Here is a 13,504-nt window from a genome sequence, read left to right as displayed (position 1 = left end):
TATTTTTACATTATACTAATGAATTATTTATTCACCAACATCAACTGCTTGATGATCTAAATTATGAAACACTAGTTTATCAGCAATTCCAGTTATTCCGCCTTGGAATAAGAAAGCGAAAAGTGTACCTAGTCCAAAATTATATAAATTTGGGAACGTAATAACAAAAGCAATAATGGCAAAAATTGTTGGTGGGATATATGAAGCCCACATTGCTTTAAAAGCAGAACCTTTAAAGTACTTAAAACGTAGAATTTGCATTAAATCATCTGCAGGGTGCAAAACCAAATTTACACGCTGGTAGATAGAAATAGCAGTACCAATAAGTGCTACACCGAAAAAGTTGATTACAATGTACAAGATTACCATTGGTAATGACTTTGCATCGGGCATAATTTGATTGAAAATATTCGCAAACCATTGAATGAAAATTGAGAAGGGTAACATAAATACAAAGTTACCTAAAATTCTTTTCCAATCAAGCTTTTTCATCAAAAATGCATTTAAGAATGAGATTAACATACCAAGAACTAAGAAAGCCCAAAATAATGCAAGTGAATTATTTCCTAAAATAGCGTTACCCAAATTCGCTTCTGCCGCAGTCCAATATGCAGAACCAAGAAAGGCAGGGTGAATATGATTAGAGGTAACTAAAGTCAATACATTACCCATAGCATTGATGACTAGGGAAATAATAAAGTAGGTAATCGATAAACTCATTGAGATGGTTCGAGAGCTTTTCGTCTTCGTTTCGTTTTGAGTCATAATTATGCCTCTTCGCCGCCAACCTTCACAACAGCCTTAGATACAACACCCAACTTACCGTTAACAAAATCATCAACAGTCTTATAGTCCAATTCATGTGACATCAATGCTTCAACATCCAACTTACCTGATGATAGCAAAGCTAATGAATCTTCGAATGCATTAGGGTTAATAAATGAACCTTGAATTGTCAATTGCTTTTGGAATACTTCATAAGTGTTCATTTGGAACTTAGCATCAGGTCCACCAACACCAAACATCAATACTTGAGCACCACGAGCTGATGCTTCAATAGCTGCTTCTTGCGTTTGTGGCAAACCAACAGCTTCGATGATAACATCATATTCACCTTCAGGGATTTTGTCGCCCTTCATTGTATTGTATGTGTTCTTTACACCAAACTTTTCCTTGTTCATTGCCAACTTTTCATCAACAATACCAGCTAAATCAACTTGGTGGATACCATATGCTTGCAAAATTTGAACAAACAATTCACCCATGAAGCCATCACCGATTACCAAAGCCTTTTGGTAAGGAGTAACTTTCAACAATTGAATACCGTGAACAGCACATGAAATGGGTTCAACAACAGCAGCTGACTTCAATGAAACATTGTCAGGAATTTGGTAAACAACAGATGCAGGAGCCGTGAAGAATTCTTCAAAACCACCATCACGTGTAACACCAACAGCTGATAGGTTTTCACATAATTCAGGGCGTGCAGTGCGGCAGAACTTGCATTGTCCACAATAAATGTTAGGATCAACAGTTACGCGATCACCAACTTTAACGTTAGTAACGCTTGAACCAACTTCAGCAACAACACCAGAATTTTCATGTCCCAAAACAATTGGAGGAACGGCATCCGCAGATCCTGGCAAACCAGCATATAGTGCGTGGTCAGTACCACAAATACCAGCAAATGCTGTATGAATCAAAACTTCATTAGGCAAAACCTTTGGACGGTCAATGTCTTTTACTTCTAACTTTTTAGTTCCTGTTAGCACAAGTGCTTCCATGATTAATTCTCCTTTTTTGTGACAAAAGTAACTTACGGTGACTATGCTAAACCTTTGATATAGTAAAGTCAAGTCATATAGAGAATTAATTTCGATTATATTTGTTACGCGTGTGATAAAATAGTATAAGACTATGGAGGTATGTAATGGTTGCAAAATTAAGTGATGTTGCAGCGCTGGCTGGCGTTTCTGTAACAACAGTATCACGTGTTATTAACAGCTATGGCTCATTGAGCCAAAAAACGATTGACAAGGTTCATGCTGCAATGCGGGAACTACATTACCAGCCCAATGCAATGGCACGTTCATTACAAGGTAAATCGTCACAATTTATTGGACTTATTTTGCCTAATATGGAAAATCCATTCTTTACTGCATTAGCAAATGAGATTGAACAATTATTATTCCTAAAGGGTTACAAAGTAATTATTGCGGCTTCGGCCAATAATGTTGAAAAAGAGCAACAGTATTTACAGATGTTAGCTGCTAATCAAGTTGAGGGAATTATAACTTCATCTCACAATTTGGATATTGAAGAATATCAAAATACTTATTTACCGATTGTTTCGTATGATCGTTATCTTTCTGATGATATTCCAATTGTATCTGAAAATAATGAAGAAGGCGGATATTTAGCCGGAAAGTATCTTCTTTCTACTGGCGCAAGACGCTTACTGATATTGATTGATGATGATGGGTCAACATCGCCAACACACGATCGATATGATGGCTTTTTACGTGCTACTGAGAATTCATCTGCGGAAATTTTTCAACAAAATTTCAACTTGCAAGGGTTTGCTACCGAAGAAGATGTTGAGAAAATGCTTAACTACGTAGTGGATGATGATATTGATGGTGTATTCGCTTATAACGATGTAGGTGCAATTCAATTACAAAATGCACTGAGAAAAATTGGTAAGCGTGTGCCTGAAGATGTCAAAATTATCGGATATGATGGTACACCGATTGTGCGTCAACTGCATCCAGACTTACCAACAATCATACAACCGGTTAAAAAGGCGGCACAAGTATTGATTGATGTATTATTTGCGGTTATTGAGAATCCGGGTGAAGCGCCACAAAATAACGAGTTGCTTGAGGTTGAATTATACCAACCAGAAAATAATGTGTAAATTGTGGTTTGACTGTGAATCAATTACGATTCTAATAACTATGCGATAGGGACATTTTGGAGGGGAAAATGTTTTTAAACACGTTAGCAACAACGCCTGGCTGGGTTACAAATTTAATTGCTAGTGATACAAAATTTTCACTGTCGACTTTTTTTGTGCTCTTTTTATTAATTTTCGTTGAGACTGCAGGTATTTTAACTGGATTTATTCCTGGGGATGCTATTCTAATAACTGTCGGTGGTTTTGTGGGTGCACATCATAATATTTTTGAACTAGTGCTCGTCGTTATTGTTTTTGCAATAGCTTCTTTTGTGGGTGATGGGGTTAATTATTGGTTTGGTGCATATATTACGAAACAGTTTGGCAAAATTCCTATTATAAAAAAATATGTTCATAGTGACTTAATTGAGCAAATTGCAAAAAACTTTCATCCTAAACGTTGGTTGTTGTTTATTGTGTTAGGAAGATTTTTGCCTTTTATTCGGGTTACTGTGCCACTATTGGCGCATCGTTTAGGATTGGCCTTTGTCCCATATTTACGAATGTCAGCCTTTGCAAGTTTGCTTTGGTCAATGGTCATGGTTTCAATTGGGTACTTTATTGGTCATCTTGAAATATCAAGAGGTGTTTTAGTTGGTATCCTTATCATATTAGCAATTATTTTTATAGTTATTTTAAGGGTACCAAAATATCGAGAACAAATTATTCAATTGTTTATTCGAAAGTAAATTTGTTATAATTTAAGAAATTACGAAAAAGAAGGTAAATCATGAGTTACAAAGAAGCCCTTACACAATGGCAAAATGCGGCATTACCTGATTATTTGGCTGCTGATTTGGCAAGCTATACGCAGGAAGAACAGGAAGACGCTTTTTATCAAAATTTAAGTTTTGGAACAGCAGGAATGCGTGGTATCCTCGGTGCTGGCACAAATCGTATGAATATTTTTACCGTACGTCAAGTAACGGAAGCCTTAGCTCGTTATATTGACTTGCAGGGAGAAAATGCGAAGCAACGTGGCGTTGCGATTAGTTTTGATTCACGTCATTTTTCACCAGAATTTGCTTCTAATGCGGCGCAAGTATTGTCAGCACATGGCATTAAGAGCTATCTTTTTAGTTCATTGCGTCCGACACCAGAATTATCATTTACTGTACGCGAATTAAATGCTTTTGCAGGTGTCATGATCACTGCATCACATAATCCCAAGGAATATAATGGTTACAAAGTTTATGGTGAAGACGGTGGACAAATGGTGCCAGAAGCCGTTGAAACGATTGTTAATAAATTATCAAACATTACTGATATTTTCCATATTGAGTTAGATGAAACAAATAAAAATGTACAAGTTATTGATGATGACATCGATAATAAGTATTTGAAGCAAATGAAGAACGTCACTGTTAATGATAACCTTGTTGCAAAAGAAGGGGCATCATTAAAGTTCGTTTATTCACCATTACATGGAACAGGACAATATATTGGTGAGAAAGCATTACAACAAGCGGGTTTCACTAACTACACAATTGTTAAAGAACAAGCAGTGATTGATGGGGACTTTCCAACAGTAAAAAAGCCTAATCCTGAGGATGCGGCAGCTTTATCATTAGCCATTGAATATGCTAAGCGTGAGGGTGCTGATGCTGTTGTAGCAACGGATCCTGATGCGGATCGTATGGGTGCAGCTGTTAAGCTATCCGATGGTACATTTCAAATCTTGACAGGTAATCAAATTGCTGCCGTTTTAGTGAATTATTTATTAACGGCAAAAAAAGACACTAATACGTTACCAGATAATGGTTCAATTGTGACTTCAATCGTATCATCACGTTTTGCATCAAAAGTTGCTGAAAGCTTTGGTGTTGAAACTGCTGATGTTTTGACTGGGTTTAAATATATTGCAGCAACTATCGATGAATTTGAGGAAACAAAGTCACATACGTTCTTGTTTGGCTTTGAAGAGAGTTTTGGTTACTTAGTAAAACCATTTTCACATGATAAGGATGCCATTCAAGCACTTGTTTTATTTGCGGAAGTGGCTGCTTATTATAAGTCACAGGGTAAAACATTCGCTGATGGCCTGTACGAATTATTTGAAAAATTTGGTTACTTTGAAGAAAAGACAATCAGCTTAGATTTCCCGGGAATACATGGTAATGATGAAATGTCAGCTATTATGTCTAGTTTTCGTGATAATCAGCCAACAGAGATTGGTGGCATAGCAGTTGTGCGTGTACAAGATTTTTCAACATCACTTGAACGCAGAGCAGATGGATCAACCATAACGTTATCTCAGCCTAGAGCCAATGTATTAAAATATTGGTTGGCAGATGGTTCATGGGTTGCTCTACGCCCATCAGGAACTGAGCCAAAGTTGAAATTTTATATTGGCGTTGAATCTAATTCTCAGAAGGAATCTCAAGCAAAAATTGATGTTATTTCTGCAGATTTGATGAAGCGAGCAAAATAAAACTAGACAGAACGTTTATAGTTTGTTACAATGACAGGTGGCTATTGAAGCCGATATTAACGATAATCCGCTGTGCGTTTAGCCTAAGGGCAAGTGTATGATTGTCGATCAGGAGAATGACCAATGCGTCAAAATACTATTTTAGAAAATGTTACATCAGCACAATTACGTACTGATATTCCTGCATTCCGTGCTGGAGACACTGTTAAAGTGTATGCCAAGATTGTCGAAGGATCACGTGAACGTGTTCAATTATTTGAAGGTGTTGTTATTAAGCGTAAGGGTGCTGGCATCCAAGCAACATACACTGTTCGTAAGATTTCTTCAGGTGTTGGTGTGGAACGTACATTCCCATTGCACTCACCACGTGTTGAAAAGATTGAAGTTACTCGCTTTGGTCAAGTACGTCGTGCAAAGTTGTATTACTTGCGTGCATTGCAAGGTAAAGCAGCTCGTATTAAAGAACGTCGTCGCGACGTTTAAGTTATACAAAGAAAGGTATTTCAGTAGAAATGCCTTTTTTCTATTCTATGAATTTAGTGATATAAAAAGTTATTTACATCACTAAATATCATGTCATTGTCACGTAATGTTTTTGTCAAAGTCTGGACACAATATTACGAATAAATTAGTCTATAATAGGTATATACTCAAATAACATTTGAGTTTCATTACTTCCCCCAGTAATGCATCAATCAACTCCCCCAATTGTTGATTGATACACGATAACTTCGGTTATCAATCCCCTGACCAACCCCCCTCTTCGGTCAGGGGCTTTTTATTTGCTATTGAGTTTATAAAAATAAAATAAAAAACGCTGATTTTATGTCAGCGTTTTTTATTTAAAAGGAGACTGTGAATTTTCTGTTGGGGTAGGCGTAGGTACATTAAATGGATCAATTTCTTCACCAGATAATGCACTTAATCCTGTACTTTGTTCAGTAGGCATAACAGTTTCATCAAATTTAAATGCTAGCAGGGAATCGGTGATAGATTGTTCTCGAGAAATATCATCATTATCACGAACTTCAACAACCGTAGCTTTTTCCGTTGTATTGTGTGTTCGATCTAAGAAAGAATCTCGAGCAGCTGCACGTTGCCTTAAATCGTCTACGTTAACTGTTTCAGATAAATCGGTAATAACTTCAAAAGTAACACCTTCATTTTTCTTTAAATATTTAAAGTTTGCCTCTGCAATTGCACCAGTTTGAACTTCAAGTTGTTGAGCCAAAAATCCTGCTTCTAAACTAAAGTCAGCATTTTTATTTAAGGCTAGACGTTGTTTGACTAAATCACCAGTTAATATCCATCGTTGATTTTTACTATTTTGTGATTGAATTTCCAAGTCACCAAATGCAGCGTTTGCAAAAAATTCTTTGACGGTAGATAGCGTATCAGTAGGAAATTGGCGAGCGATTTCTTTACCAGCCCAATACAAAATATGCGGGTAATCTTCTTGAAGTAAATTCTTTAAGAGACCATCACGTAGCAAACTGAGTGCAAAACTGTTTACTTGAAAGTTTGTTTGTAAAATTTTATCGTAATCGTTGATATCCATGGTTGACGAAAATCCTTTCATTTCATTATACACAATATTAGTGTTCAAATGCTTGCATTTTTTATTATCCTCGTCATAATTAATTATATGATAAAAAATAATCCTATTGGCTTGGTTGATTCAGGTATTGGTGGCTTAACAGTTGTCAAAGAAGCCCAGAAGCAATTGCCTAATGAACAATTAATTTATATTGGCGATACAGCGCGTATGCCATACGGACCAAAATCTGAACAAGAGGTTATTGATTATACTTTTCAGATGGCCAATTATTTGATTAATGAACAAAATATTAAAATGTTGGTTATTGCTTGTAACACGGCTACTGCAAGAGCATTGTCAAAACTACAACAAAAATTGAGCATTCCTGTTGTAGGTGTTATCGAACCGGGTGCAGAAGCAGCAGTTTCAGCAAGTAAAAACAACAAAATTGGTTTAATTGCTACACAAGGAACAGTATCATCACACGTTTATAGTAAAAAAATGTTGACACTTAATCCTAATATTGAAATTTTTGCACAAGCTGAACCAGATTTTGTCGCTTTAGTTGAAAATAATAATTTTCTTAGTTTAGAGGCACATGACATTGTGATGCAGCATTTAAGTACTCTTAAAATGGAAAATATTGACACTTTGATTTTAGGATGTACACATTTCCCCTTATTGGCAACTTACATTCAAGAAGCAGTTGGATCGGGGGTAACGTTAGTGGATTCTGGTGCAAAAACTGTAGATGTCATGACACGTTATTTGGAGCAAATGAATTTACGTTCTGAAATAACGTACAGTCATGACAATGATATCTATAATACGACTGGTGATCTGAATATATTTAATACAATTGCCAGTAGTTGGCTTGAGCGTGAGCATGAGTTAGATGTACGTCATCTTAATATTGTGGACAATCATTTGGAGGATGAAAAATGAGATTAATTATAGCTAGTAATAATGCCCATAAAATCGCTGAAATGGAAGCTATTTTGGCATCGATTAATGTGACATTACCGGTTGTTCCTTTACGTGAACTGGGGAATGATATTCCTGATATTGTTGAAGATGGTACTACATTTGAAGAAAATGCTACAAAAAAAGTTGAGACAATTGCTCAAATTGCTCCAAATGATTATATCTTAGCTGATGATTCTGGATTATCAATAAATGCTTTGCATGGTGAACCAGGTGTTTATTCAGCTAGATATGCTGGTGATCATGATGACCAAGCGAACATTGCCAAAGTACTAAATAAATTGTCAGGTATGCCTGTTGCACAGCGCACGGCTCATTTTAATAGTGTGATTGTTTTACGTGATCCAAAAGGAAGAAAACTAGTTGTTGATGGACAAGTTAATGGTTACATTACTGATGCTGAACGAGGACACGGTGGGTTTGGCTACGACCCAATATTTTTTGTACCAGAATTAGATAAAACCTTTTCAGAAATGTCGCCAGATGAAAAAAATAATATTAGTCATCGTGGTTTGGCTTTGAAAAAACTAGGTGAACAGTTACCAGAATGGTTGAAAGGAGAATGACTATCAATGACTTGATGAGTCATTGCAGTCAAAACAAATAATGGCTAAATTTTTAATTATTTCAGATATACACGGTGATCGAAAAATATTAGTAGATACTTTGAATAAGTGGCATGGTCAGGTAGAAGGCATTTTTTACAATGGGGACTCTGAATTGAGTGCTACTGACGATGTATTTGCTGGTGTTTCGACAGTTATTGGCAACATGGATAATGACATTGATTTTGCTGAGGCACGATCAACTGTTATTGATAATGTGACGTTTTTCCAAACACACGGACATCTTTATAATGCAACAGCAATTTTGCAATGGGCTAACCTAAAATTAATGAATGAAGAAGCTAATGATGCGCATGCAGATGTTGTTTTGTTCGGACATACACACAAAGAAGGCGCTGTGGTGTTTGATCATAAATTATTTATTAACCCAGGCTCAACCACTTTACCTAAAGGACCGCATGCTAATATTGGTGGCACATATGCTATTTTAGAAGTGACAGCTGAGCAATATATTGTGACATTTTATAGTCGACAACACGAAGTTATCCCTGATTTAACAGTAAAAGTAGCGCGATAAAAATTATTCATTAATTCGAATGCGCAAAATACACTAAAATATAGAAACTCCTTTGTTATAATTTATTTATAAGCTTAAGGGGTTTTTATTACGTCAAATATTTTTCAGAGGCGGTTATTAGCGTAACAACTCGAGAGTAAGGTCGAACGTGACAATATAGGATAAACGATGACAGAAGACAAAACACAATTTAATCAATGGTATGAAGAAGATTCAGATACAGATCAGTTATTACGAGATGCAGTAGCAAATTCAGAAGAGCAACATAATGAATTATCATTACGTCCGCAATTTTTACGTGAGTACATCGGACAAGAAGCGCTAAAAGAAGAGTTAGCTGTTTATATTTCAGCTGCCAAACAGCGTGAAGAAGCGTTAGATCATGTGTTGCTTTTTGGACCACCGGGACTGGGTAAGACAACTCTGGCAATGATTATTGCTAATGAAATGAATGTTAATATTAAGACAACCTCAGGACCAGCAATTGAAAAGCCAGGCGATTTAGTGGCATTATTGAATGAATTAGAACCAGGAGATATTTTGTTCATTGATGAAATACATCGCGTGCCAACTAATATTGAAGAAATCATGTACTCCGCAATGGAAGATTACTTTGTTGATATTATGGTGGGACAAGGTCCGACTGCACGTCCAGTGCATTTCCCACTACCACCGTTTACTTTAATTGGTGCAACGACTAGACCTGGAATGCTATCAAAACCACTTCGTGATCGTTTTGGTATTATTAATTCATTGCAATATTATACACCTGAAGAGTTGCAACAAATTGTTGTGCGCACTGCTGATATCTTTAAAGCACCTATAAAGCCAGCGGGTGCATATGAAATATCATTACGCTCTCGTGGCACGCCACGAATTGCCAATCGATTATTAAAAAGAGTACGTGATTTTGCTCAAGTACAAGGCAAGGAAGCGATTGATAAAAGTATTGTAACCATAGGATTAGATAAGTTGCGTGTTGATAACAAAGGGCTTGACGAAACAGATCATAAGCTACTGGAGACAATGATTGAGTACTACAAAGGTGGTCCGGTTGGTTTAAATACGATCGCTGCTAATATTGGTGAAGAGGCAGAAACAATAGAGGCTATGGTGGAACCTTATTTATTGCAAATAGGGTTTTTACAGCGAACACCACGTGGTCGTGTAGTAACGGAATCTGGCTATAATCATTTAGGACACGCCTATCAAAGGGAATTATGACAAATTTTATTATTTCAGACACACATTTTCATCATGAGAAGATTTTGTATTTTGACAAGTCGCGAACAGCGTCATTACGCGCGATGAACATTGAGCCAACACTTGAAAATATGGATACATATATGGAAAAGACTTGGAATGAAACAGTAACTAACGAGGATACTGTTTATTTTCTTGGTGATTTGGGTATGTTTCGTAAAAAGCAAGAATTTGTGGCCCAAATTAGTCGGTTACATGGAAAAAAAGTTTTTTTTAAAGGAAATCATGATCATTCAGATCAACTTAAAGCAGCATTAAAGGCTCCTGAAACAAATATTATTGAGTACATCGAGACGGCCAAAGCAATGAAAATTGATGGCATCAATGTTTGGCTAAGTCACTATGCAATTGATTTACCGTATCCTATTTTATCAATTCATGGTCATATTCATGAAGCAGAATATAAACAAGCGGGTATGGTGAATTTGTCACTCGATTCATTTTTGATGCAACAGCGTCGGTTTGGTCAACCAATTTCTTTTGAAGAATTGCATATAGAACTGAAAAAAAGATTAGATAAGATTCAAAGTGAATATACTATTGAGTCGAATAATAAACGTTTTGACCGTTCAATTGAGCGATCGTTTGATGAAAACATCACGATTAATAAACCAACCGCTACACAGCGACATGAGTTAGCTTTGTTAGTTGAATATTTGAATAAACACGATTTGGACTATAGTTCCGTTCTGGATAAATTCCATATTCCAAATGAAAATAAGATTTTGTCTGCTGATGAACTAGAAAAAGTATCACAAACTGGATTTGAATTTGAAAAAGAAACAGGCTTGAGCGGTAATACTGGACATTTATAACTTTTATAAGTGCGGCTATCAGCTGTTTTTTCCTTTGTGAACAAGTATGTTACAATGGAGTTTAGATTATTTTTAAAGGGATTCGATATAACCATGGCAGAAGAAAAGAAATATACATTATCAGATTTTGATTACGATTTACCGGAAGAATTGATTGCACAAACACCATTAAAACAACGAGATTCTTCACGACTATTAGCATTAGATGCTGTAACTGGTGAATATGAAGATAAGCATTTTTACGATATATTAACATATTTGAAACCAGGCGATGCTTTGGTAATGAATAACTCACGTGTTTTACCGGCACGTCTACATGGTGCACGTCCAGAAACAGGCGGACATGCTGAAGTTTTGTTACTCCGACAAGATCATGGGGATGTTTGGGAAACGTTAGTGAAGCCAGCTAAAAAATCTCCTGTTGGGTCAACCATCGTTTTCGGAGACGACCTTGATAATCCCATTATGACTGCTACAGTTGTTGGAGAACTAGAGCATGGTGGCCGTTACATTGAGTTTCATTACAATGGCATTTTTATGGAATTACTGGATCAATTGGGTGAGATGCCTTTACCACCATATATTAAAGAAAAGCTTGATGATCAGGAACGTTATCAAACGGTTTACTCCAAGATTGATGGTTCAGCAGCAGCGCCAACGGCCGGATTACATTGGACGCCTGAGCTATTAGACAAAGTTCGCGCTAAGGGTATTAAGACAGTAGAATTAACACTTCATGTTGGGTTAGGTACATTTCGACCTGTAGATGAAGAAAACATAGAAGATCATAAAATGCATTCTGAATTTTATCAATTAAGCCAAGAGGCTGCAGATGATTTGAATTTAGTTAAAAAACAAGGGGGACGAATTGTTGCAACAGGAACAACATCTATTCGCACTTTAGAAACAATTGGCACAAAATATAACAGTATGCTACAAGCGGATTCTGGCTGGACTGATATTTTTATTAAGCCAGGCTATAAATGGACAGTTGTTGATGCTTTTATCACTAATTTTCACTTACCCAAGTCAACATTAGTTATGTTAGTTGCAGCCTTTACTGGTCGTGACAACATACTTCACGCCTATAAACATGCAGTGGATGCTAAGTATCGTTTCTTTAGTTTTGGAGATGCGATGTTTATTCATAAATAAACAGACAAAATTAAAAAATACATCTGATTAGCAGACGTATTTTTTATTTGTTTATTGAATAAATTATTGTGGGAATGAATCACAGGGGGGAATATGAAGTATATTTTATGTCTATGTACCATTTTGTTGGGATTGCTTTACGCTACAGTGGTCAATTCAGAATCTGGTATGGTGGAACCACCAACCATGTTAGAAAAAGTTGTGTTAAATCAAATTGACAATGATTCTGTGGGACTAACACCACATTCAGGTTACATAGATGGCAAATATTATAAGATGGCGGAGGAAGCCAATGGTTATTTGTCTGACGGAACTGAGAAGTACTATTTTAAAAATGGACAACGCCAAAGTGGTTTGAAAAAAGTAGGTTCAAAAACATATTATTTTGATTCGGCTACGAAATTAGCTGTAAAAAATCAATTAAAAACAGTTGGTCAAAAGACGTACTATTTTTCTCACGATGGCAGTGTACAGTATCTAGTAGATGGCAAATTTCAAACGAAGCTAATCGCTCACAGAGGGGCTTCTAACCTTGCTCCTGAAAACTCATTACCTGCATTTCAGCTTGCGAAAGGAAGCTATGGTGCAGAAACTGATATTTGGTTGACAAAAGATAAGCAATGGGTTGTAAGTCATGATGGCACAATTGATCGCATGACTAATGGTCAAGGTGCTATTAAAGATTTAACATTAGCTCAAATTAAACAATATCATATTGATTCAGGTGTTAATGTTGAGAAATATAAATTGTTGACTTTACCAACTTTAAAAGAATATTTAGCAGAAATGTCTTATAATCAACTGCGTCCAATTATTGAGATTAAACAACCAGCAGATCAAATGAGTGATAGTGATGTTCAAAGCTTAATGACAACAATAAAAAGTCAGCATTTGTATAAACAATCAACGATAATTAGCTTACAAGCAGATGTATTAAAGCATATATACGCATTAGACAAAAATATATCTCTGGAATTACTATGGGATTCCTCCAGTGAAGCAACTGATTTAGTGAAAACATTGAACGAATTAGGGCCAAAAGCCGGTTTAGATATTAATGGAAAAAAGTTGACGCTACAAACAATTCAAACACTTAAACAACAAAAACGTCGTTTAAATGTTTGGACAATATCGCCAAATGAGTTTCCTTACTATATCGGCTTAGGCGTAGACGAAATTACAACAGACGCTAACAGTTTTAGTTTAAATTAAAGCAAACT

Annotated in this window: 14 protein-coding genes; 11 read left to right on the top strand and 3 right to left on the bottom strand. The window is 36.1% G+C overall.

The window, feature by feature from the left end:
• Positions 1 to 27 precede the first annotated feature (27 nt).
• Entirely contained in the window at positions 28 to 765 is a 738-nt protein-coding gene (locus tag ESZ47_RS04100; protein ID WP_148604998.1) for a DUF6198 family protein, read from the bottom strand.
• Positions 766 to 767: 2 nt separating this feature from the next.
• The gene (locus ESZ47_RS04095; RefSeq protein WP_148604996.1) at positions 768 to 1,784 is read right to left on the bottom strand and encodes a zinc-dependent alcohol dehydrogenase family protein; all 1,017 of its coding nucleotides are present in this window, start codon (positions 1,782 to 1,784) and stop codon (positions 768 to 770) included.
• Positions 1,785 to 1,930: 146 nt separating this feature from the next.
• On the opposite strand from ESZ47_RS04095, the gene ESZ47_RS04090 reads away from it, so the two are divergent.
• The 4 genes from ESZ47_RS04090 (at position 1,931) to rplS (ending at position 5,870) form a co-directional block, all read left to right on the top strand.
• A complete protein-coding gene (locus ESZ47_RS04090; protein ID WP_148604994.1) occupies positions 1,931 to 2,917 on the top strand; it encodes a LacI family DNA-binding transcriptional regulator in 987 nt (328 codons plus the stop codon).
• 68 nt (positions 2,918 to 2,985) lie between these two features.
• Positions 2,986 to 3,645 (top strand): DedA family protein, encoded by a 660-nt coding sequence (locus tag ESZ47_RS04085; RefSeq protein WP_148604993.1) that lies wholly within the window; start codon positions 2,986 to 2,988, stop codon positions 3,643 to 3,645.
• Between the two features lie 41 nt (positions 3,646 to 3,686).
• Positions 3,687 to 5,387, top strand: a complete 1,701-nt coding sequence (locus ESZ47_RS04080) for a phospho-sugar mutase (protein ID WP_148604991.1) — start codon at positions 3,687 to 3,689, stop codon at positions 5,385 to 5,387.
• A gap of 123 nt (positions 5,388 to 5,510) precedes the next feature.
• Positions 5,511 to 5,870: a 50S ribosomal protein L19 gene (gene rplS, locus ESZ47_RS04075; RefSeq protein ID WP_004164446.1), complete on the top strand. Its 360-nt coding sequence runs from the start codon at positions 5,511 to 5,513 to the stop codon at positions 5,868 to 5,870.
• Between the two features lie 355 nt (positions 5,871 to 6,225).
• Here rplS and ESZ47_RS04070 read toward each other — a convergent pair whose 3' ends face one another.
• Positions 6,226 to 6,945, bottom strand: a complete 720-nt coding sequence (locus tag ESZ47_RS04070) for a YslB family protein (protein ID WP_148605728.1) — start codon at positions 6,943 to 6,945, stop codon at positions 6,226 to 6,228.
• Positions 6,946 to 7,032: 87 nt separating this feature from the next.
• On the opposite strand from ESZ47_RS04070, the gene murI reads away from it, so the two are divergent.
• From murI to ESZ47_RS04035, 7 genes are all read left to right on the top strand, one after another.
• Complete coding sequence (murI, locus tag ESZ47_RS04065) at positions 7,033 to 7,869, top strand: glutamate racemase (RefSeq protein ID WP_244307556.1); 837 nt, start codon at positions 7,033 to 7,035, stop codon at positions 7,867 to 7,869.
• Positions 7,866 to 8,474, top strand: coding sequence for an XTP/dITP diphosphatase (locus ESZ47_RS04060; RefSeq protein WP_148604987.1), 609 nt, complete (start codon positions 7,866 to 7,868; stop codon positions 8,472 to 8,474). Before murI ends, ESZ47_RS04060 begins: the two co-directional genes overlap by 4 nt.
• A 40-nt stretch (positions 8,475 to 8,514) precedes the next feature.
• Positions 8,515 to 9,051, top strand: a complete 537-nt coding sequence (locus ESZ47_RS04055; RefSeq protein WP_148604985.1) for a YfcE family phosphodiesterase — start codon at positions 8,515 to 8,517, stop codon at positions 9,049 to 9,051.
• Positions 9,052 to 9,219: 168 nt separating this feature from the next.
• Complete coding sequence (gene ruvB / locus ESZ47_RS04050; RefSeq protein ID WP_148604984.1) at positions 9,220 to 10,275, top strand: Holliday junction branch migration DNA helicase RuvB; 1,056 nt, start codon at positions 9,220 to 9,222, stop codon at positions 10,273 to 10,275.
• A complete protein-coding gene (locus ESZ47_RS04045) occupies positions 10,272 to 11,129 on the top strand; it encodes a metallophosphoesterase family protein (RefSeq protein ID WP_148604982.1) in 858 nt (285 codons plus the stop codon). Before ruvB ends, ESZ47_RS04045 begins: the two co-directional genes overlap by 4 nt.
• 93 nt (positions 11,130 to 11,222) lie before the next feature.
• Positions 11,223 to 12,284: a tRNA preQ1(34) S-adenosylmethionine ribosyltransferase-isomerase QueA gene (gene queA / locus ESZ47_RS04040; protein ID WP_148604980.1), complete on the top strand. Its 1,062-nt coding sequence runs from the start codon at positions 11,223 to 11,225 to the stop codon at positions 12,282 to 12,284.
• A 93-nt stretch (positions 12,285 to 12,377) separates the two neighbouring features.
• Positions 12,378 to 13,496, top strand: a complete 1,119-nt coding sequence (locus tag ESZ47_RS04035; protein WP_244307555.1) for a glycerophosphodiester phosphodiesterase — start codon at positions 12,378 to 12,380, stop codon at positions 13,494 to 13,496.
• The last annotated feature ends 8 nt before the right edge of the window (positions 13,497 to 13,504 follow it).

It is taken from the genome of Leuconostoc litchii (assembly GCF_008107645.1).
In the GTDB taxonomy this organism is placed as follows: domain Bacteria; phylum Bacillota; class Bacilli; order Lactobacillales; family Lactobacillaceae; genus Leuconostoc; species Leuconostoc litchii.
This window is presented reverse-complemented; position numbering and strand designations above follow the sequence as displayed.

Coding starts and splice junctions, on each gene's coding strand:
- ESZ47_RS04100 (WP_148604998.1), bottom strand. CDS start 765: ATGACTCAAAACGAAACGAAGACGAAAAGCTCTCGAACCATCTCAATG.
- ESZ47_RS04095 (WP_148604996.1), bottom strand. CDS start 1,784: ATGGAAGCACTTGTGCTAACAGGAACTAAAAAGTTAGAAGTAAAAGAC.
- ESZ47_RS04090 (WP_148604994.1), top strand. CDS start 1,931: ATGGTTGCAAAATTAAGTGATGTTGCAGCGCTGGCTGGCGTTTCTGTA.
- ESZ47_RS04085 (WP_148604993.1), top strand. CDS start 2,986: ATGTTTTTAAACACGTTAGCAACAACGCCTGGCTGGGTTACAAATTTA.
- ESZ47_RS04080 (WP_148604991.1), top strand. CDS start 3,687: ATGAGTTACAAAGAAGCCCTTACACAATGGCAAAATGCGGCATTACCT.
- rplS (WP_004164446.1), top strand. CDS start 5,511: ATGCGTCAAAATACTATTTTAGAAAATGTTACATCAGCACAATTACGT.
- ESZ47_RS04070 (WP_148605728.1), bottom strand. CDS start 6,945: ATGGATATCAACGATTACGATAAAATTTTACAAACAAACTTTCAAGTA.
- murI (WP_244307556.1), top strand. CDS start 7,033: ATGATAAAAAATAATCCTATTGGCTTGGTTGATTCAGGTATTGGTGGC.
- ESZ47_RS04060 (WP_148604987.1), top strand. CDS start 7,866: ATGAGATTAATTATAGCTAGTAATAATGCCCATAAAATCGCTGAAATG.
- ESZ47_RS04055 (WP_148604985.1), top strand. CDS start 8,515: ATGGCTAAATTTTTAATTATTTCAGATATACACGGTGATCGAAAAATA.
- ruvB (WP_148604984.1), top strand. CDS start 9,220: ATGACAGAAGACAAAACACAATTTAATCAATGGTATGAAGAAGATTCA.
- ESZ47_RS04045 (WP_148604982.1), top strand. CDS start 10,272: ATGACAAATTTTATTATTTCAGACACACATTTTCATCATGAGAAGATT.
- queA (WP_148604980.1), top strand. CDS start 11,223: ATGGCAGAAGAAAAGAAATATACATTATCAGATTTTGATTACGATTTA.
- ESZ47_RS04035 (WP_244307555.1), top strand. CDS start 12,378: ATGAAGTATATTTTATGTCTATGTACCATTTTGTTGGGATTGCTTTAC.